The following is a 19,029-nucleotide window of genomic DNA, read 5'->3' as shown; positions in this document are numbered from 1 at the left end:
GCCGACGCTCAGGCGTGACGCGGCTCGCAGTCGGATTGTTCGACCGGTTCGATCTGGAAGGTCGAGTGCTCCACATCGAAATGATCTGCGAGACATGCCTGGAGATTCGCGAGGAGCCTGCCGGAGCCGCCGTCGGCCAGCAACGTGGGTGCCACGAGGACGTGCGCGGTGAAGACCGGGGCACCGCGGGTGAGCTGCCAGACGTGGACGTCGTGCACGCCGACCACGCCGTCGTAGTCCAGCAGATGGCTGCGGATGTCGCTCACCGCCGTCCCCTGCGGTGCGGACTCTGCGAGCACCGAGAACACCTCGCGCAGCAGCGCGATCGCCCGGGGGACGATCATCGCCGCGATCAGCAGTGAGGCGATGGCATCCGCCGGCATCCACCCGGTCGTCATGATCACGACGGCCGCGATGATCACCGCGACCGATCCGATGAGGTCGCCCATCACCTCGAGGTAGGCGCCGCGCACGTTGATGCTGGTCTTCTGCGCTCTGCTGAGCAGCCACATCGACACCGCGTTCGCCAGCAGGCCACCCGCCGCGACGACCAGCATCAGGGTTCCGGTGACCTCCACGCCGCTCGGATCGAGCAGACGCCCGACACCCTCGATCGCCACCCATCCGGCCAGCAGGATGAGGATGATCGCGTTGATGAGCGCGCCGAAGACCTCGGCCCGCTGGTACCCGAACGTGCGGCGGTCGTCGGCCGGGCGGGCGGCCACCGCGCTCGCGATGAGGGCGATCACGAGCGCCGAGGCGTCGGTGAACATGTGCGCGGCATCCGCGAGGAGGGCGAGCGATCCGGTGAGCACCGCGCCGACGATCTGCACGATCATCACCGATGCGGTCAGGCTCAGCGAGATCGCCAGCAGACGCCGGCTGCTCGCCGAGCGGATGCCGCCGGCGGCGGGAGCGTGATCGTGCATGTCTCCAGGCTAGACCGGCCGAACGGAGCCGACGGCGGCATCGGCCTAGTCGGGAAGGGTAACGATTCTCAGTAGGCGCGCGTCATGATCCGGCCGCATGCTCCCGCAGGCGCGAGTAGCTGAGCACCGCGCAGCCGTTGTCGAGGGTGTGCACGTCTTCGAGCTGGAACTGCGTCGGAGCGAACGCGTGACGGGTCATCGGGATGCCGGATCCGGCGATCACCGGGTACTTCTTGACGATGAGCCGGTCGATCTCGTCGAGAAGCTGCCCGGCGAGCCCGGCGCCGCCGGCGAGGTAGATGCCGAGGCCATCCTCCGCCTTGAGCTCGCGCACGCGGGCGACAGGGTCGGTGCGCACGAGTTCGACGTTGGCTTCTGCGGGGTCGTCCAATGTGGTGGAGAAGACGAGAGTACGCAGGTGCGCATACGGGTCGGTGATGCCGAACTGCAACGCCGGCTCATACGTTCTGCGCCCCATCAGGATCGTGTCGAACCGAGACAGCGGTTCGTCGGCGACACCCATCGACGCCCGCACGTGGCTGGGCTGGAGATCAGGGAGCGTCGAGCCCAGGAACGCTTCGAACCCCGGGGTCAGTCGATAGAAGTCGATCTCGTCGTCCGGTCCCGCGATGAAGCCGTCAAGAGTGACGCCGATGTAGTAGGTCAGGTCTCGCATGGTCCCAAGCTACCCACTACACCTGACCTACGTCAAGTGTAGTGGTTAAAGCTTCGTGAGCAGCGATGCGAGATTCACGAAGGCCCGTGCCCGGTGCGACTGCGCCTGTTTCTCGTCGGCTGTGAACTCCCCCACCGTTCGCTCCGCACCTTCGGGCTGGCCGTCGGGGATGAAAATGGGGTCGTAGCCGAAGCCCCCGCTTCCGGACGGGCGGTGGGCGAGCCGTCCGGGCCAGATGCCTTCGACCACGTGCTCGACGCCTGCGGGGCTCACGAGCGCGATCGTCGAGGTGAAGTGGGCTACGCGGTACGGGTCGGCGATGTCACGCAGCTGATCGAGGAGAAGCTCGAGATTCGCGGTTGCGTCCTTGCGTTGACCCGCCCAGTAGGCCGAGAACACCCCGGGTGACCCGCCGAGCACGTCGACGCAGATGCCGGAGTCGTCGGCGAGTGCCGTGAGGCCCGTGTGTGCCGCAGCGGCGCGAGCTTTGAGCAGGGCGTTCGCCGCGAACGTGATGCCGTCCTCGACCGGTTCGGGACCGTCGTAGCCGATGATGGTGATGTCGGGCCGCACCTGCGCGACGATCTGCTGGAACTCCGCCACCTTGTGCGGATTATGCGTAGCGAGGACGAGCCGCATCAGGAGGTCGCCGCGAGCGAGGCCAGCTGCTTCTCGGTGAGGGCTGCGCATCCGGCAACGCCGAGGTCGAGCAGGGCGTCGAGTTCGCGCTTGTCGAACGGCGCGCCCTCCGCCGTTCCCTGCACCTCGACGAAGAGACCGCGCCCGGTCACGACGATGTTCATGTCGGTCTCCGCGCGGACGTCTTCGACATATGCCAGATCGAGCATGGGCTCGCCGTCGATGATGCCGACCGACACCGCCGCAACCGAGTCGAGCAGCGGAGTGCTGTTCTTGCCGATGAACTTCTTCGTTCGTCCCCACTCGATGGCATCCGCGAGCGCGACATAGGCGCCGGTGATGGCGGCTGTCCGCGTACCCCCGTCTGCCTGCAGCACGTCGCAGTCGATCACGATCGTGTTCTCTCCGAGCGCCTTGGTGTCGACAACGGCGCGCAGCGCCCGGCCGATCAACCGGGAGATCTCGTGCGTGCGACCGCCGATGCGGCCCTTGACGCTCTCCCGGTCGTTGCGGCTGTTCGTGGCCCGCGGGAGCATCGAGTACTCGGCGGTGACCCATCCCTTGCCCTTGCCGGTCAGCCAGCGCGGGACGCCATTGGTGAAGGATGCCGTGCACAGCACCTTCGTTCCCCCGAAGCTGATCAGGGCTGAGCCCTCGGCATGAGCACTCCACCCGCGCTCGATCGTGATCTCACGGAGGTGGTCGGTGGCGCGGCCGTCGGCGCGGACGATGTCTGACATGGGTTTCCTTCGAGTTCGGGTACGGGGGGCCGGTCTCAGTGCGACTCGGCGAGAGAATCAGGAAGGGCGATGACGCCGGTGTGCACCAGCTGCACGTCGCGCACCTCGCGACCCATGAGGCGGTTGGCGAGGGCGGTGAACTCGGTGGCGGAATCGCCCGTCGCCTCGTAGACGTAGTTCGCCGTCGCGTCCGCCGAGGCCAGCAGGTCGCGCCGCACCAACTGCCGGTAGACGTCTCCGGCGGTCTCGTCGTCGCTGGAGACGAGGCTGACGCCCTCGCCCATGACATAGCCGATCGCGCCGCGCAGGAACGGATAGTGCGTGCAGCCGAGCACGAGGGTGTCGACACCCGCGTCACGCAGAGGTGCGAGATATTCTCCCGCCGTGGCGAGCACCTCGGGCGTGCCGGTGATACCTGCCTCGACGAACTCGACGAAACGAGGGCAGGCGGCCGTGAAGACCTCGAGCGACTCGTTCACCTCGAGCATGTCCTGATACGCGCGGGAACCGATCGTGCCCACGGTGCCGATGACCCCGACGCGGCCGTTGCGCGTCGTCGAGACCGCGCGGCGCACCGCCGGACCGATCACCTCGACGACGGGAACGTCATAGCGTTCGCGCGCGTCGCGCAGCATGGCCGCCGACGCGGTGTTGCAGGCGATGACGAGCATCTTCACACCCTGGTCGACGAGCGTGTCGAGCACCTCGAGCGAGTACCGGCGGACGTCGGCGATGGGCTTGGGGCCGTAAGGCGAATGCGCCGTGTCGCCGATGTACACGAACGATTCTCGGGGCAGCTGGGCGCGGATGGCCCGCGCCACCGTGAGCCCGCCGACACCGGAGTCGAAGATCCCGATCGGCGCGTCATTCATGACTCACCAGCCTACCCGCGCCGGACGCCGCCGTCGTCACCGCTCACTATGCTGAGCGGATGACCACGTCGACGGCGCTGCTCACCGACCGCTACGAACTGACGATGCTCGCCGCCGCTCTGCGCGACGGCACCGCGGCCCGGCCCTGCGTGTTCGAGATGTTCTCCCGCCGCCTGTCCGGCGGCCGCCGGTTCGGGGTCCTCGCCGGAACCGGGCGGCTGCTGTCGCTCCTGCGGGATTTCCGCTTCGGCGACGAGGAACTGCGGTTCCTCCGCGACGCCGGCGTCGTCGACGCGGAGGCGCTGCGATACCTGGAGAACTACCGGTTCACCGGATCGATCAGCGGATACCGCGAGGGCGAACTCTATTTCCCCGGCTCCCCCGTGCTCACCGTCGAGGGCACGTTCGCCGATGCGGTGGTCCTCGAAACGCTCGCACTGAGCGTGCTCAACCATGACTCGGCGGTCGCCACCGCCGCCTCGCGGATGAGCATCGCCGCCGGAGATCGGCCCCTCGCCGAGATGGGCTCCCGTCGCGCGGCCGAGCACTCCGCGATCGCCGCAGCCCGCGCGGCGTACATCTCCGGCTTCGGTGCGACGAGCAACCTGGAGGCCGGTCGCCGCTGGGGCATCCCCACGATGGGGACCGCCGCGCACTCCTGGACTCTGCTGCACGACACCGAGGAGGACGCGTTCCGCGCTCAGATCGAGAGCCTCGGCACCGGCACCACGCTGCTCGTCGACACGTACGACATCCGCACCGGGGTCGAGACGGCGATCCGCATCGCCGGCACGGCGCTGGGCGGGGTGCGCATCGACTCGGGCGACCTTCCGATCGTCGCCGGTGAGGTGAGAGCGCAGCTCGACGAGCTCGGGGCGGTGAACACCCGCATCACGGTCACCAGCGACCTCGACGAGTACGCGATCGCCGCCCTCGCCGCCTCCCCGGTCGACGCCTATGGCGTCGGCACATCAGTCGTGACCGGCTCCGGTTATCCCACCGCGGGCATGGTGTACAAGCTCGTCGCGCGGCAGGATTCCGGCGGGTCCTGGATCGCGGTCGCGAAGGCGTCGACCGACAAGGGGTCCCGTGGCGGGCGCAAGGCCGCCTTCCGCACGCTCAGCGACGGCGTGGCCGTAGCGGAGACGGTCGCGGTGTCCGACGGATTCGAGGAACTGGACAGCCCCGCCGAGCATCCGGAGGGCCGCGCGCTTCAGGTGCCCCTGGTGGTGGCGGGCGAGATCGACACGGCATTCGAGGGTGCGGAGGGAACGGCGTCGGCACGCGCCCACCACCTGCGGGTGCGTGAAGAACTCCCCCTCAGAGCCCTCGCGCTGAGCAAATCCGATCCCGCGATCCCGACCGTCTTCGTCGACGCGGGCTGAGGCCCGACGCTGCGCCGGCCGTGACGTGCGCGGGTGACGCGACGCGACGCGTCAGCCGACCATCGATTCGTAGATCTCCTTGCAGGTGGGGCAGATCGGGAACTTCTCCGGGTCGCGCCCGGGAGTCCACTTCTTGCCGCACAGCGCGCGCACCGGCTTGCCGGTGATCGCGGACTCGAGGATCTTGTCTTTCTTGACGTAGTGCGAGAATCGCTCATGGTCGCCCGGCTCGAGATTCTCCTCCCGGAGAAGCTCTTCCAGTTCGCGATCAAGCGTTGCCACGCCGCCCTGATCGGGGCTGTCCAGCGGAGTACTCATCCCGTGAGTCTAGCCGCGTTGCGGCCGTCACGGGCGGTGTCTCATGCCGTCTCGACGAACTCCATCAGCCGCTCGCCGCTGCGCTCGAAGATGCGGCCGCCGACGGCGACGCCGAGCACCAGCATCCCGATGCCGGCGACAATCCCGGTCCAGAATGCCGCCGGAGCGTACTGGTCGCCGTGCACGATCGTGAGAGTGAACAGCCACAGCGCCGGAGCGCTGATGACGATCGCTCCGAGGAACGCGACGGCCGGACCGGAGAACCCGCGCGAGGTGGGACGCTGCGGCTGCTGGAAGGGGCTGTCACCGGGTCGCGACACCGCATACGGCGCGACGGCGGAGACGATGCTCGACACCCCGAGTCCCGACAGGAGGAGGGCCGCTGCGACCCCGGTCAGCGGCAACAGCATCCGCCAGTCGTCGATCGTCAGCAGCGTGAGCGGCACTGCCACGGCGAGCACGGGCACCGCCACCAGAGCAACGGGCACCAGGCGGCCGAGGCGATCCGGTATGCCGCTGACACCGCTTGCGACGTGCGTCCACAGCGCGGTCGAGTCGTAGGCGACGTCGTTGTGCGGAAGCCACCCGAAGAAGAGCGCCATGACAGGGACCGGCACAAGAGCGGCGATCTCCAACGGCACGCCGGCGACGAGCAGCGGCAGTACGGTGAGCACTCCGGCGACCGGTACGACGATGATGTTCATGATGTACCGGCGATCGCGCAGCCAGTACACGAGACTGCGTGCGGCGATCGCGCCGAACGCGTTCGAGGGAAGCAGACCGAACCAGCCGAGACCGGTGCGCTCCCGGGCAGCAACCGGACGCTCCGTCGTGGTGAGCAGCCTCCGCACGAGCCAAGACCACGACGCGCCGAGCGCGATCACGGTGAGCAGGGCGATCAGCCCGCTGACCCACGCCGCCGACTCGACCCCGGCAGCGATGTCGAAGAGGGAACCGAACGGCGCAGCCAACGGAGTGACCCCGAGCACGGCGGTCACGGCGGCGACAGGGGCGGGAACCTTTCCGTCCCACTCGAGGGAGGCGAGGAAGAGCGCCACCGGGAACGCGACGACGATCACGACGAGCGCGAACAGCGCGGTCAGCTCTCGAGAGCGGCGCTCCGGCAGGATCAGCGCGTTGATCGCCATGCCGATGCGCGCCACGAGGACCGTGCTGAGCAGGCCGGCGAAGCTCATGAGAACCGCGAGCGGCCAGGGGGCGCCGAGGCGGATCGCCACGACGCACACGGTGATGTTGACGGCGATGAGCGCGAGGCTCGGCACGCTCACGAACGCGGCGATGGTGAGGACGAACGGCATCCGCGTGTCATCGACGCCGAATACCCGGAACCGACGCGGATCGAGCTGGTCGACCGCTCCGACGAGGATCGGTCCGACCAGGAATCCGAGGAGCATGGCGGAAGCGCCCAGCACCGCCACGGTGCGAGCCACGGTCACGGGGGCATCGGCCAGGCTGAGGACAGCGAGGCACACCACGACGGTGGCCGCGATCACGGCAGCCAGCAGCAGCAACGTGCGCAGCCGACGGCCGCCCCGCAGAGAGCCGACGAGCAGGGCGACCCTCAGTCGGAGAACGTGTGCAACCACTCGAGCCCCTCCACCTCGCCGATTCCGCCGGACAGTTCGACGAAACGGGACTCGAGAGTCTGGCCCGCGCGCACCTCTGCGATGGTCCCCTCGGCCAGGACATCACCGCCGACGATGATCGCGACGCGAGAGCAGACTCGCTCGACGAGGTCCATGCCGTGACTGGACAGCACGACCGTGCCGCCATGCGCCACGTAGGCACGGAGGATGTCGAGGATCACCGCGGAGGAGACCGGATCGACGGCTTCGAAGGGTTCGTCGAGCACGAGCACTCGCGGCGAGTGGATCATCGCACCGGCGAGCATGATCTTCTTCGTCATGCCGGCGGAGTAGTCCGAGACGACCCGGCTGAGAGCATCACTGAGATCGAACGCCCTCGCCAGGTCCGCGGCGCGCTTCTCGATCACGTCCGACGACAGCCCGCGCAGCAGTCCGTAGTAATACAGCAGCTGGCGCCCGGTCAGGCGGTCGAAGGTGCGCAGGCGATCGGGCAGCACTCCCATCAGGCGCTTGGCTGCGAGGGGCTTTTCTGCCTGGTCGATGCCGCAGACGACGACACTTCCCTCGTCGGCGCGGAGCAGCCCCGCCACGATCGACAGGGTCGTGGTCTTGCCCGCGCCGTTCGGACCGACGATGCCGTAGAAGGCACCAGCGGGAATCGTCAGATCGATTCCGTTGACCGCGCGGTGATCACCGAAGTGCTTGGCGAGCCCCCGGATGCGGATCGCCTCGGGGGCGGCCGCGACATCGGACTCCGGCGCCGCGGACATTGCTGCGGAGGATGCCGGTTCGGGGGCGGGTTCGGGGGCGGGTTCCGAGGCAGTCTCGTCCGCGACCACAGGGTCGACGGATGCCGGCTCTACCCCGGTCGCAGGAGATGCCGGCTCGTCGACGAGCACTTCGGAGGCCGCGACAGGCTCGGCCGATGCCGGTGTGATCGCCTCGGCGGTGGTCACACCGCCAACGACCGGGTTCTCGCGCGTGCGGTCATCATCGGAGTCGGCGAACGCGGCCTCGTCGGCAGCCGGCTCGGGGTCGGCGAGGTCGGCCGCGGTGGTGTCACCGGGGCTCGGATCCTCGTCCCCGGGGGGAAGCTCCTGGATCGGCGGCTCGGCGAGGGCCGCCGGCTGCGTGTCCGGGAGCGTCGCGATCTCGACGTCGGCGCCCGGACGGGCCACGGTCACCTCGTCGGCTTCTGTGATCGGCTTCGCCGACGCGGCCTCCGCCGCGCTCTCCGCCAGCGCCTTCGCAGCCGCGTTCCGTGCCGCCGCAGCCTTGGCGGCGGCCGTCTTGGCCGACGCCGTCCGTGCCGCCGCGGTCTTCGCCGTCGACTTCGATGCCGCGGTCCGTTCGGCCGCGGTGCGCGCCGCAGCCGCTTTGGCCGCGCCGGCGCGGGCGGCGGAGGACTTCGCCGTCGTCTTCGATGCCGCGGCCGATCGAGCGGCCACCGACTTCGCCGCCGCAGTCGATGCGCTCTTCGGCACCGCGCTCTTCGGTGCTGCCGTCTTCGCGGCTGCCGCTCTCGCGGCCGCCGTCCTGGCGGAGCCCGGCCGCGCGGAACCGGATTCGGCAGCGGCGGATGAGGCGGCGGCCGGCTTTGCGGCATCCGATCCCTCGACGGTGGCTGCCGCCGGCGCCGGCACCGGGCGCACCGTGGCCGTTCGGGCCGCGGGCTTCACCAGCGGCTGCGAGATCGTCTCCGCCGACGACGCCGCCTTCTCTGCAGCGGTCTTCGCGGCGGGCTTGCCTGCAGCGGTCTTCGCGGCGGGCTTCGCCGGGCTCTTGCCTGCAGCCGGCTTCGCCGGGCTCTTGCCTGCAGCGGTCTTCGCCGAGCTCTTCCCTGCCGTCGATTTCGCGGGCGTCTGCTTCTTCGGAGTGCGCTTCACGGGGGCGCGGTCTCCCGTCGACCGATTCGCCGGAGCCGCATCGGCCGTCGTCGCGGCATCGTCCATCTGGTCGGCGCGGTCGTCGGAGGAAGCAGTCACCGTCCTAAGGTATCAACGGGCTGCGACCTGTCGATGCCCGACCGCAACAATTCAGCGGATGATGGCTCCCTGTTCGCAGGAGGGCGCGAGCCTGAGTATTGCGTGTGTACTCGATCACGAAATGACAACAGGACTGCTCTGGCCCGGGGGTTTCCAGCCTCGATCGCTAGCATGGAAGTCGGCACGAAGAAGTGTCTGGTCGGTTAACCCGCCGTGAACACACTTTCTTTAGGAGCACTCATGACTCTTCAGACCGTCATCCTGGCAGCAGGCATGGGCTCCCGCCTGGGCCGCGCGCTGCCGAAGCCGCTTACCGAACTGAGCGACGGCCGCACGATCATGGGCCAGCAGCACGAGAACATCCGGGCCGTCTTCGGCAGCGAAGCCCGCATCACCACCGTCGTCGGGTACCGCGCCGAGACGATCATCGAGGCGTTCCCGAACGTCAACTACGTGCACAACGAGCGCTACGACGAGACCAACACATCCAAGAGCCTGCTGCGCGCCCTCGGTGCGACCGGCAAGGGCGGGGTGTTGTGGATGAACGGTGACGTCGTCTTCGACCCGATGATCCTCGGCCGCGCGGTCGAGTACATCGAGCGCGACCAGTCGTTCGTCACGGTGAACACCGCCAAGGTCAGCGACGAAGAGGTCAAGTACACCGTCACCGCCGAGGGCTTCATCAACGAACTCTCCAAGACGGTGAAGGGCGGTCTCGGCGAGGCGGTCGGCATCAACTACATCTCCTCCGCGAACAAGAAGGCGTTCATGCGCCAGCTGCAGCGCGTCGAGGATCAGGACTACTTCGAGCGCGGTCTCGAGCTCGCCATCGCCGAGGACGGCCTGCTGCTCGAGCCGATGGATGTCTCCGACCTCTACGCCGTCGAGGTCGACTTCGCCGAGGACCTCGAGCGGGCGAACCTCTTCGTCTGAGAGTCAGCACGAGCGAACGACGCCGGGAGCCGCATCCTTTCCAGGGTGCGGCTCCCGGCGTTCTCGCGGCATGACTTCGTAGGATCGGGGCATGGCGCGCAAGGTTCACAAGATCCACTCGCTCCCGGACGATTCTCCGTGGGACAGTGGTCTTCCTCCGGCGGGATCGGCGGAGCATCCGCTCATGGTGCGCGGACTCGATCGAGTCCTGGCGATCCAGCGTCCTCTCGTGCTCGCCCACATCCGCAGCATCCGCCTGCGCAATCCGCAGGCGACACCGGCCGAGATCATCCGGATCCTGGAGCGGCGGTATCTGGCCGCCGTGACGGCGGGCGGTGCTGCGGTCGGTGCCACGGCCGTGATCCCGGGCATCGGCACGGGCGTGACCCTCGCGCTGTCGGGCGTCGAGACGGTGGGGTTCGTGGAATCCACAGCGATGTTCGCGCAATCCGTCGCCGAGGTGCACGGCATCGCCATCGAGAACCCCGATCGTGCGCGCGCTCTCGTGATGACCCTCATGCTCGGCAAGGAGGGGGTCGACCTCGTCAGCCAGCTGGCGCGGCAGGCCACCGGCAAGGGCGTGGCACGTTCGTCGTACTGGGGCGAGCTGGTGACCAAGTCGATCCCGCGTGCGGCGGTGGGACCGATGGTCGATCAGCTGAAGAGCATGTTCATGAAGCAGTTCGCCGCACGAGGCGGCGCGTCGTTTCTCGGGAAGGCGCTGCCATTCGGCGTCGGGGCAGCAGTCGGCGGCGCGGGCAACCACATCCTCGGGCGGCGCGTGCTCACGACCTCGCACCGCGCCTTCGGTGTCGCTCCGTCCACGCTCCCCGCGGACCTCGAGCCGGTGGCGGGCGCGCAGAAGCTGGAGTTGCGGATGCTGCGGGGCGCGAGGTTCGCCGGAAGCGCCGTCGCCGGAGCTGCGGGCACCGCCGCGCGAGGTGTGGGCTGGGCGGGCCGGAAGGTGGGCGAACTTACGGTCGGACGCGGGCGCCGAGGCGGCGAACCGGATGACGCGGAACTCGAGGCGCCCGGTGGTCACGACCTCCCCGCCGGGATCGAGTCCTCCGCCACCGATGCCGGTCGATGACGCCTCCTTCGCCCTGACCGGTGGTGGTCTCGCGGCATCGCGGGACGAGGTCACGGGTCGGCGCCACGCCGCCTGCGCGGATGTAGCGTGGAAGCCGCATCCGCCGACGGAAAGGCCGCCGTTGCATGAACTGACCGAGACCACGAAGATCACTCGCCTGGCGCTCATGGTCGGGATCACTGCTGCGACGGTCGGCTTCATCTACGGCTACGATTCGTCGAACATCGGCAGCTCCATGCTGTACCTGAAGCCTGACTTCGGCCTCGATGACGCCCAGGTGCAGCTGGTGACCACCACGGTCGTCGTCGGGCAGATCATCGGCGCCCTCCTCGGCGGCGCGATCGCGAATCGGATCGGACGCAAACGCACGATGGTCGCGGTGACGACCTCCTTCGCAGTGTTCTCGCTGCTCTCTGCGGTGGCCCCGACACTGGGGATCCTCATCGCCGGTCGCCTCCTGCTGGGAATCGCCCTCGGCGTCGCCGTCGTCGTGGTGCCCGTCTTCGTCGCCGAATCCGCCCCCGCCCGCTCCCGCGGTGCGTTCCTCGTGCTGTATCAGGTCGCCACCGTCAGCGGCCTCATCCTCGGCTATCTCGCCGCCATGACGCTCACGCCGACCGAGAGCTGGCGATGGATGCTGGGACTTGCCGCGGTGCCCGGTTTCATCATCACCGCAATCCTGCTCCCGCTGCCCGACACCGCACGCTGGTATGTCATGACGGGCCGCATCGACAAGGCGCGCGAAACCCTCCGCCGGATCGAGGGCCCGGCGCACGACGTCGACACCGAGATCGAAGCCATCACGCGGGGATTCGCGACGGGACGCGGTACCTCGTGGACGGACATGGTGCGTCGCCCGTACCTGCGGGCGACGATCTTCGTCGTCGGCCTCGGGTTCTTCGTGCAGATCACCGGGATCAGCGCGATCGTGTACTACAGTCCCCGCATCTTCGAGGCGATGGGGTTCACCGACCCGGTCACCCTGCTCGGCCTGTCGGCGCTCGTCCAGGTCGCCGGACTCGTCGCCGTCTTCATCGCCCTCGCCGTCATCGACAGGCTCGGCAGACGACCGGTCCTGCTCATCGGGATCGGCGTCATGGTCGTGGCGAACGGCCTGTTGGTGGGGGTTTTCGTCGCCGGCGGCGGCGAGTTCACCGGCATCCTCTCGATTCTGGGCTTCAGCGGGCTCGTGCTGTTCACCGCGGGCTTCACTTTCGGCTTCGGATCGCTCGTGTGGGTGTATGCGGGCGAGGCGATGCCGGCCCACCTCCGCTCCCACGGGGCCGGTGCCATGCTCACCTCGAACCTCATCGCGAACGTGATCGTGGGAGCCCTCTTCCTGACCCTGCTCACCCAGCTCGGCGGGGCCGGCGCGTTCGTGGTCTTCGGAGCCCTCGCCGCCGGCGCGTTCGTCTTCGTCGCGTGGCTCGCGCCCGAGACGAAAGGCCGCCCGCTCGAGGACATCGATCAGTTCTGGCAGAACGGCGGCAGCTGGACGAAGCACAGCTAGAGCGCCAAAGGATCGGCCGACCCGTTGTGGCGAGCATCCAACGTCGGCGCACACGCCGCCGCTAGTGTGGAATGCGTGACGGACAAGCCCGACCTCTTTACCACCGCCGGCAAGATCGCGGATCTTCGCGCTCGCTACACCGAGGCCGTCGTCGACGCCGAGGCCACGGCGAAGCAGAAGCAGCACGCCAAGGGCAAGATGACCGCTCGCGAGCGTATCGAACTGCTCGTCGACCCCGGCAGCTTCGTCGAGTTCGACGAGTACGTCCGTCACCGCACGACCGCCTTCGGGATGGATCGCTCCCGCCCCTACGGCGACTCGGTCGTCACCGGTGTCGGCACGATCCACGGCCGCACGGTCGCCGTCTACTCGCAGGACTTCTCGACCTTCGGCGGGTCGCTGGGAGAAGTCGCCGGCGAGAAGATCATCAAGATCATGGAGTTCGCGCTGGCCGGCGGGATGCCGTGCATCGGCATCCTCGACTCCGGCGGAGCGCGCATCCAGGAGGGGGTCGTCGCCCTCGGCAAGTACGGCGAGATCTTCCGCCTGAACACCCGCGCCTCCGGCGTCATCCCGCAGATCTCGATCATCATGGGCCCGGCCGCGGGCGGGGCGGTCTACTCTCCCGCCCTCACCGACTTCGTCATCATGGTCGACAAGACCAGCCAGATGTTCGTCACCGGCCCTGACGTCATCAAGACCGTCACCGGCGAGGACGTCGGCATGGAGGAGCTGGGCGGCGCCTACACGCACAACACACGCTCCGGGGTCGCGCACTACCTCGCCGAAGACGAGGACGACGCGATCGACTACGCGCGGACGCTGCTGAGTTACCTGCCGGACAACAACATGGCGGAGCTTCCGTCCTATGAATCGCGCTTCGAATTCGAGACCACGGATGCCGATCGGTCGCTGAACACGATCATCCCCGACTCCCCGAACCAGCCGTACGACATCAAGGGCGTGATCTCCCGCATCGTCGACGACAGCGAGTTCACCGAGGTGCAGCCGCTGTTCGCCCCCAACATCGTCATCGGCTTCGGCCGCGTCGAAGGCCGCTCGGTCGGCATCATCGCGAACCAGCCGTCGCAGATGGCCGGCACGCTCAATATCGAAGCCGGCGAGAAGGCCAGCCGCTTCGTGCGCTTCTGCGACGCCTTCTCGATCCCGATCGTGACGCTCGTCGATGTGCCGGGATACCTTCCCGGCACCGACCAGGAATGGACCGGCGTCATCCGCCGCGGCGCGAAGCTGCTCTACGCATACGCCGAGGCGACCGTGCCGCTGGTCACGGTGATCCTCCGCAAGGCATACGGCGGCGCCTACATCGTGATGGGCTCGAAGCAGCTGGGCGCCGACGTGAACCTCGCCTGGCCGACGGCCGAGATCGCCGTGATGGGTGGTCAAGGGGCGGTGAACATCCTCTATCGCGGCGAGATCAAGCGCGCCGAAGAAGCGGGCGAAGACGTCGCAGCGGTCCGCACCCGTCTGGCGAACGAGTACACCTACAACGTCGCGTCTCCCTTCCTGGCCGCAGAGCGCGGCGAGCTCGACGGCATCATCGAGCCCGCCAACACGCGCGTCTCGATCGCCAAGGCGCTGCGCTCACTGCGCGGCAAGCGGGCCGAGCTGCCACCTAAGAAGCACGGGAACATCCCGCTGTGACCAGGAGCGATTCGCCCTCGACGCCGGCGGAGGGACCGCTCGCCGTGGAGATCTTTCGCGGCTCGGCGACCGAAGAAGAACTGGCCGCCCTGATCGCCGTGATCAGCGACGCCTACGAGGGCGAGGCGGCGGATGCCGTGGCGGAGGAGCCGCATGTCTCCGCGTGGATCCGCACTCAGCGCCCGATGCGCGCGCCGCTGCGGCGCGACATCCCCTGGGGCCGCTTCGCGGGCTGATCCCGTCGTTGCGATCGCGGCGGTGTGCCGTCCGGGTGATCAACCGCCCAGAAGCAGGTCTGACGCCCGCGGCGTGAGCACCGCGTCGAGGACGACGCACGCTGCTCCGACGGCGGCGACATCCTCCCCCACCACCGTTCCCGCGACCTCGAGCGTGTGCACGGAACGGGTGACGCTACGGCGATCCAGCTGCTCCGGCAGTTCCCGGAGGTACACGGCCGCGAGCCGGTCCCAGAAAGGACCACCGAGGACGACGCGATCGACGTCCAGCATGTTCGTGAGCGCTGCGATCATCACGGACAACCGGATCGCTGCCTGTCGAAGCACTTCGGCCGCGGGCGCGTCCCCCGCGGCGGCGAGCTCGCAGAGCCGCGCGAGGCGAGCGTCGATTCCTTCGTCACTCACCGGCGGATCGCCACGCAGGACGCCCGCGCGCTCGGCGTCCTCGACGATCGCCTGCGGGGTGCACACGACCTCGACGCATCCCCGAGCGCCGCAGGCGCAGGAAGGTCCGTCGGGATCGACCATGATGTGGCCGACCTCTCCGAGATTCCGCGAACTCCCCCGCTCGACATCGCCGCCGCGTGCCAATGCTGCCCCCACACCCGTCCCCAGGTACACGAACACGAAGGAGTCATGGGCAGACCCCCGCCCCCTCCACAGTTCACCCACGGCGGCGGCGGTCGTGTCCTTCTCCAGGACCACCGGGAGTTCGACCGCCTCCGCGAGCACCGCTCGCAACGGCACCCGGTGCCAGCCCTGAAGCTTGGGCGGATCGATCACCGTTCCCTTCACGGCATCGAGCGGACCCGGGGCCGCGATCCCCACACCGGCTATCCGCGCGCGGTCCACCCCGGAGGAGGAGATGAGCTCCTCGATGGCGCGCGCCATCGAGTCCACCACCCGGTGGGGGTCGCTGTCCGGTGTATGGATCGCCAGCCGGCCGACGACGTCGCCCGCGAGATCCAGCAGGACCAGGGTGATGAGCGACGGGTCCAGGTGCACACCGACCGAGAAGCGGCTCTGAGAGATCAGCCGCAGCGTGATGCGGGGCTTTCCCGGTCCGTTGATCGTGCGTCCCGCCTCGGCGATGAGTCCATCATCGAGCAGTCGCCGGGTGATGTTCGTCACCGTCTGGGCGGACAGTCCGGTGGCTGCGACCAGCTCGGTCCTGCTCAGACCCTCGCCCGAGCGCCGGATCGTCTCCAGGATCACCGACTGGTTGAAGTCGCCCATCCGTGGAAGGTTGGTTCCGCGACGCGTGCCCATCCCCCCATCTTCCTCCTTCCGGGGCACATCCGTGTCCCCCGAAATACCTACAGACAACCTCTTCGCGACCGCACAGACTGAGGGAGACGCTTCGCGTTCGGCCGGTCTCTCTGTCCCAGGGTAGACAGACGCTGATCGGCCATCAGCGGACAGTTTTCGGGTAACTGGCCGCACGGCGAGGGGCAGGCGGATTCGCCGCCCCTCGCCTTCTCCATCGGCTCGAGCTCTTCCCGCACCCCCGATGGCCGACGCGGCCGGGGCCCGTCAATCCCGAGGATCCCTCCGGGGGATCTCGTGCCAGAGTTCGACGTCGTCGTCATCCTTCGAGCGCCCGGATCCTGCCCGCCCCACCACGGTGACGGCGATGAGCGGATCCCGCGCCGCGCGGATGATCAGACGCCCGGCGCTGGCTCTGGTCAGCACTTCGGCGAGTTCGTCGCGGATGGCTGTGCGCCGATCCTCGCCCACATCCTCCAGCCCGCCCTCGTCGAAGACGGTGACGACGATACCGCGGCGACGTGCATCGGCGATCGCATCACGCACCGCGTCGTTGAGCAGGTCCGCTCCTCGCAGCTCATCGCGAAGCCGCCCCTCGGCCAACCGGGCCTCCTGCCGTTCGTCCTCGGTCAGCGCGCCCCGCGACGCCACGGTGCGGCTCAGTACGGGGCCGGCGACGGCGAGCGCGAACTGGGTGCGCACTCGACGTTCTCGTTGGCGCACCTGCTGCGTGGCGTGCCACGCGGACACCGCCTGCTGGATGTCGGCGAGGCGCTCGGTGTCTCTCACCGCGCGGTCCCAGAACATCACGAGCAGATGTGCGACCGCGACCCACATGATCGATCCGACGAGGCCCAGATCGAGCGCGACGAACAGGCCGAGGCTGCTCGCCGAGGTGATGACCAGCACGAGCAGGATGAGCCAACCGATGAGGAAGCGCCGTCGCACGACGCAGACGATCCCGAGCAGACCCAGTCCGCCGATGTACCAGGTCGCGAACGGCGCCGTCAGCGAGGTCGCGTCGAGCGACAGCGTGACGAAGACCGGGATCGCCATGCTCGCCCCCAGCGCGAGCAGCGCCGACCACAACGGCATCCTCACGTCCGACGCCGAGTCCCACAGGATCGCGATGTTCACCACGATGAGGTAGAGGGCGATCGCGGCGACCATCAGCAGTGGTGCGGTGGGATGCTCGATCCACCACACGCCCCTGGCGGCGAAGTACATCGCGAACCCGACGGCGAGAGAGGTGGCGACGCTGCGCACCGTCCAGTTCATCCCCGCTCCCAGCCCAGCACGACCGTCGTCCCGCTGTCGTCCGATTCGATGGTGGCGGTGCCGGCGACACCCGCCATGCGCGCCAGGATCGACGCCCGGATGCCGAGGCGGTCCTCGCCGATGGCATCGACGTCGAAGCCGGGACCCGAGTCGACGATCGTGACGGTGATGCCCTCGTCACCTCGCCCTTCGGCGACGATGTGAAGGCCACGACCCTGCGCGTGCGCGACCGAATTGCCGATCGCCTGCCGAGCGGCGAGCACCAGGGCCCGCGCCGCCCGCCCGGGGATCAGTCCGATTCCTCCGCGCTCCTCGACGATGGCATCCACCCCCTGCTCCGAGAGCGCCCGGCGCAGTTCCACCACGATCTGCGCGGCGCCGACCGGGTCGTCGCTGCCCTCCTGAGCCACCGCAGCCTCGGTGTTGGCGAGTCTGGTGAGGGCCTCTCTCGCCATGCCGACGGCGAGGTCTCGCGCGCGATCGCCCTCCGCCCTCTCGGCAGCGATGAGGGCGGCGAGCACGCTGTCGTGCATCAGGGCCGCCATCGTCACCCGCTCCTCCTCCGCCGCTGCGGCGGCCGCCGCTGCGGCATACGAGGCGACCGCCCGGCCGCGGGCATCGTCGACGCCGGCCGCGACGGAGCGGAACATCCAGCCGAGCGAGATGATCACGATGCCGAGGATCAGCGTGAACGAGAAATCGAAAGCCGTCTTCACCCAGAATTCGCGCGAGAACTCTCCCTGGACGAGGCGCACGTAGCCGTAGACCACCGGCACCCCGACGGCCCAGACGAACTGCAGGCGCAGCGGGAACGCCAGCATCGCCGCGACCACGCCGACGTTGACGAGGAAGAAGATCCACGGCTGGGCGTCGGCGCCCTTGTCGCTCGGGTCGACGACCACGGGCCAGGCGGCGAGGGCGACCAGATACGCCACCGCGAACACGCCGGACGCCGTCTTCACGCCCCGGCCGGCGAGACACGCGAGGAGCATCACGAGCAAGGGCACGAACACGATGACGACGGCGACGACGTGGGGCGCGTCCATCTGCGAGATCGTTCCGAGTGCGGCGATCAGCGCCTGAGCGCCGAGGACGGCGGAGCCGATCGCGACCACGGTCGCGAGAATCCGCTCCATCCGCTTCCCGGTGAAGCGCTCGAACTCGATCTCGGCAGCACCGGGCGATGGGATCTGACTCCACGCCTGGCGGATGCTGAGAGGATCAGCCGGCACTCGGTGCCCCGTCGGCGGCCAGGATCCCGTCCTCCATTGCTCGCCGGAGCAGGTCGACCTTCGTCGGAGCGGGACGCCCGACGTCGACGTACTTCACGCGGATGCGAGTGATGTTCTCCTTCGCCGTGGAGTAGGCGACTCCGAGACGTTCGGCGACGACCTTGAGCGGCAGTCCGGTGGCATACAGGCGCAGCACCTCGCGCTCGCGCACCGACAGCTGTGCATCGGCGAATGCGCGATCACCTTCGACGGCACTCGCCCATTCGACGTTGTTCAGCGCCTCGCCCTGCGCGACGGTGCGGATGGCGTCGAGCACGTCATCCAGCGCCGAGGACTTGCTGACCACGCCCGCGGCGCCGGCGGAGAGCGCCTCGCGCACGGCGGCCGGACGATCGGCGACGCTGTGGATGACCACGCTCGCGCCGTCGAGGACGAGGGCGGTCACGTTCTCGGTGACGGTCGTGCCGTCGCCGAGCGTCAGATCGAGCACGACGACGTCCGCCGGCGCTTCTCCGGATGCGGAGCGCCATTCGAGGTAACCGCCCACGGTGCTCCCCGAGAAGACCACGGTTCCGGCGCCGTCGCGCTCGCATGCCGCCTCGATGCCGAGGCGGACGGACTCGTGATCATCGATGAGGGCGACCCTGCTCATCCGCCCAGCCTACCCA

General features: G+C 68.7%; 18 protein-coding genes. 6 read left to right on the top strand and 12 right to left on the bottom strand.

Going from position 1 to position 19,029, the window contains the following annotated elements; translation table 11 throughout:
* Positions 1-8: 8 nt before the first annotated feature.
* The 5 genes from RIN18_RS03115 to murI form a co-directional block, all read right to left on the bottom strand.
* Positions 9-929, bottom strand: coding sequence for a cation diffusion facilitator family transporter (locus RIN18_RS03115; protein ID WP_309102481.1), 921 nt, complete (start codon positions 927-929; stop codon positions 9-11).
* Positions 930-1,011: 82 nt separating this feature from the next.
* Entirely contained in the window at positions 1,012-1,605 is a 594-nt protein-coding gene (locus RIN18_RS03110) for a dihydrofolate reductase family protein (RefSeq protein WP_309102480.1), read from the bottom strand.
* A gap of 45 nt (positions 1,606-1,650) precedes the next feature.
* On the bottom strand, positions 1,651-2,295 hold the full coding sequence (gene rdgB / locus RIN18_RS03105) for an RdgB/HAM1 family non-canonical purine NTP pyrophosphatase (RefSeq protein WP_309102479.1): 645 nt from the start codon (positions 2,293-2,295) through the stop codon (positions 1,651-1,653).
* Complete coding sequence (gene rph, locus RIN18_RS03100) at positions 2,244-2,984, bottom strand: ribonuclease PH (protein WP_309102478.1); 741 nt, start codon at positions 2,982-2,984, stop codon at positions 2,244-2,246. Before rph ends, rdgB begins: the two co-directional genes overlap by 52 nt.
* Before the next feature lie 35 nt (positions 2,985-3,019).
* The gene (gene murI / locus RIN18_RS03095; RefSeq protein ID WP_309102477.1) at positions 3,020-3,856 is read right to left on the bottom strand and encodes a glutamate racemase; all 837 of its coding nucleotides are present in this window, start codon (positions 3,854-3,856) and stop codon (positions 3,020-3,022) included.
* Between the two features lie 59 nt (positions 3,857-3,915).
* On the opposite strand from murI, the gene RIN18_RS03090 reads away from it, so the two are divergent.
* Complete coding sequence (locus tag RIN18_RS03090) at positions 3,916-5,241, top strand: nicotinate phosphoribosyltransferase (protein WP_309102476.1); 1,326 nt, start codon at positions 3,916-3,918, stop codon at positions 5,239-5,241.
* 51 nt (positions 5,242-5,292) lie between these two features.
* On the opposite strand, the gene RIN18_RS03085 is transcribed toward RIN18_RS03090, so the two are convergent.
* From RIN18_RS03085 to RIN18_RS03075, 3 genes are read right to left on the bottom strand one after another with little or no spacing between them, the layout of a single operon-like run.
* Positions 5,293-5,559: a DUF3039 domain-containing protein gene (locus RIN18_RS03085; protein ID WP_028503536.1), complete on the bottom strand. Its 267-nt coding sequence runs from the start codon at positions 5,557-5,559 to the stop codon at positions 5,293-5,295.
* A 41-nt stretch (positions 5,560-5,600) separates the two neighbouring features.
* On the bottom strand, positions 5,601-7,166 hold the full coding sequence (locus tag RIN18_RS03080; RefSeq protein WP_309102475.1) for a hypothetical protein: 1,566 nt from the start codon (positions 7,164-7,166) through the stop codon (positions 5,601-5,603).
* On the bottom strand, positions 7,142-9,151 hold the full coding sequence (locus RIN18_RS03075; RefSeq protein WP_309102474.1) for an ATP-binding cassette domain-containing protein: 2,010 nt from the start codon (positions 9,149-9,151) through the stop codon (positions 7,142-7,144). The genes RIN18_RS03080 and RIN18_RS03075 overlap by 25 nt, the downstream gene beginning before the upstream one ends.
* Positions 9,152-9,391: 240 nt before the next feature.
* On the opposite strand from RIN18_RS03075, the gene RIN18_RS03070 reads away from it, so the two are divergent.
* The 5 genes from RIN18_RS03070 (at position 9,392) to RIN18_RS03050 (ending at position 14,585) form a co-directional block, all read left to right on the top strand.
* Complete coding sequence (locus RIN18_RS03070; RefSeq protein WP_309102473.1) at positions 9,392-10,084, top strand: NTP transferase domain-containing protein; 693 nt, start codon at positions 9,392-9,394, stop codon at positions 10,082-10,084.
* Between the two features lie 91 nt (positions 10,085-10,175).
* A complete protein-coding gene (locus RIN18_RS03065) occupies positions 10,176-11,174 on the top strand; it encodes a hypothetical protein (protein ID WP_309102472.1) in 999 nt (332 codons plus the stop codon).
* Positions 11,175-11,295: 121 nt separating this feature from the next.
* Positions 11,296-12,684 carry a sugar porter family MFS transporter gene (locus RIN18_RS03060; protein WP_309102471.1) on the top strand — a complete coding sequence of 463 codons (1,389 nt, stop codon included), beginning with the start codon at positions 11,296-11,298 and terminating at the stop codon, positions 12,682-12,684.
* A 75-nt stretch (positions 12,685-12,759) separates the two neighbouring features.
* Positions 12,760-14,349, top strand: a complete 1,590-nt coding sequence (locus RIN18_RS03055) for an acyl-CoA carboxylase subunit beta (protein WP_375163486.1) — start codon at positions 12,760-12,762, stop codon at positions 14,347-14,349.
* Positions 14,346-14,585, top strand: a complete 240-nt coding sequence (locus RIN18_RS03050; RefSeq protein WP_309102470.1) for an acyl-CoA carboxylase subunit epsilon — start codon at positions 14,346-14,348, stop codon at positions 14,583-14,585. Before RIN18_RS03055 ends, RIN18_RS03050 begins: the two co-directional genes overlap by 4 nt.
* A 39-nt stretch (positions 14,586-14,624) precedes the next feature.
* On the opposite strand, the gene RIN18_RS03045 is transcribed toward RIN18_RS03050, so the two are convergent.
* From RIN18_RS03045 to RIN18_RS03030, 4 genes are all read right to left on the bottom strand, one after another.
* Positions 14,625-15,854 (bottom strand): ROK family transcriptional regulator, encoded by a 1,230-nt coding sequence (locus tag RIN18_RS03045; protein ID WP_309102469.1) that lies wholly within the window; start codon positions 15,852-15,854, stop codon positions 14,625-14,627.
* Positions 15,855-16,118: 264 nt separating this feature from the next.
* Entirely contained in the window at positions 16,119-17,129 is a 1,011-nt protein-coding gene (locus RIN18_RS03040) for a hypothetical protein (protein ID WP_309102468.1), read from the bottom strand.
* Positions 17,126-18,361 (bottom strand): ATP-binding protein, encoded by a 1,236-nt coding sequence (locus RIN18_RS03035; protein WP_309102467.1) that lies wholly within the window; start codon positions 18,359-18,361, stop codon positions 17,126-17,128. The genes RIN18_RS03040 and RIN18_RS03035 overlap by 4 nt, the downstream gene beginning before the upstream one ends.
* Positions 18,351-19,013, bottom strand: a complete 663-nt coding sequence (locus tag RIN18_RS03030) for a response regulator transcription factor (RefSeq protein WP_309102466.1) — start codon at positions 19,011-19,013, stop codon at positions 18,351-18,353. Before RIN18_RS03030 ends, RIN18_RS03035 begins: the two co-directional genes overlap by 11 nt.
* Positions 19,014-19,029 lie beyond the last annotated feature (16 nt).

Source organism: Microbacterium sp. (genome assembly GCF_031179285.1).
Taxonomy (GTDB): domain Bacteria; phylum Actinomycetota; class Actinomycetes; order Actinomycetales; family Microbacteriaceae; genus Microbacterium.
The sequence above is the reverse complement of the archived record's forward strand: the minus strand, read 5'-3'. Positions and strand labels throughout refer to the sequence as shown.

Bases quoted from the DNA above. Each gene is read 5' to 3' on its own strand.
- RIN18_RS03115 (WP_309102481.1), bottom strand. From the start codon at position 929: ATGCACGATCACGCTCCCGCCGCCGGCGGCATCCGCTCGGCGAGCAGC.
- RIN18_RS03085 (WP_028503536.1), bottom strand. From the start codon at position 5,559: ATGAGTACTCCGCTGGACAGCCCCGATCAGGGCGGCGTGGCAACGCTT.
- RIN18_RS03045 (WP_309102469.1), bottom strand. From the start codon at position 15,854: ATGGGCACGCGTCGCGGAACCAACCTTCCACGGATGGGCGACTTCAAC.
- rdgB (WP_309102479.1), bottom strand. From the start codon at position 2,295: ATGCGCAGCCCTCACCGAGAAGCAGCTGGCCTCGCTCGCGGCGACCTC.
- RIN18_RS03110 (WP_309102480.1), bottom strand. From the start codon at position 1,605: ATGCGAGACCTGACCTACTACATCGGCGTCACTCTTGACGGCTTCATC.
- RIN18_RS03090 (WP_309102476.1), top strand. From the start codon at position 3,916: ATGACCACGTCGACGGCGCTGCTCACCGACCGCTACGAACTGACGATG.
- rph (WP_309102478.1), bottom strand. From the start codon at position 2,984: ATGTCAGACATCGTCCGCGCCGACGGCCGCGCCACCGACCACCTCCGT.
- RIN18_RS03040 (WP_309102468.1), bottom strand. From the start codon at position 17,129: ATGAACTGGACGGTGCGCAGCGTCGCCACCTCTCTCGCCGTCGGGTTC.
- murI (WP_309102477.1), bottom strand. From the start codon at position 3,856: ATGAATGACGCGCCGATCGGGATCTTCGACTCCGGTGTCGGCGGGCTC.
- RIN18_RS03030 (WP_309102466.1), bottom strand. From the start codon at position 19,013: ATGAGCAGGGTCGCCCTCATCGATGATCACGAGTCCGTCCGCCTCGGC.
- RIN18_RS03065 (WP_309102472.1), top strand. From the start codon at position 10,176: ATGGCGCGCAAGGTTCACAAGATCCACTCGCTCCCGGACGATTCTCCG.
- RIN18_RS03070 (WP_309102473.1), top strand. From the start codon at position 9,392: ATGACTCTTCAGACCGTCATCCTGGCAGCAGGCATGGGCTCCCGCCTG.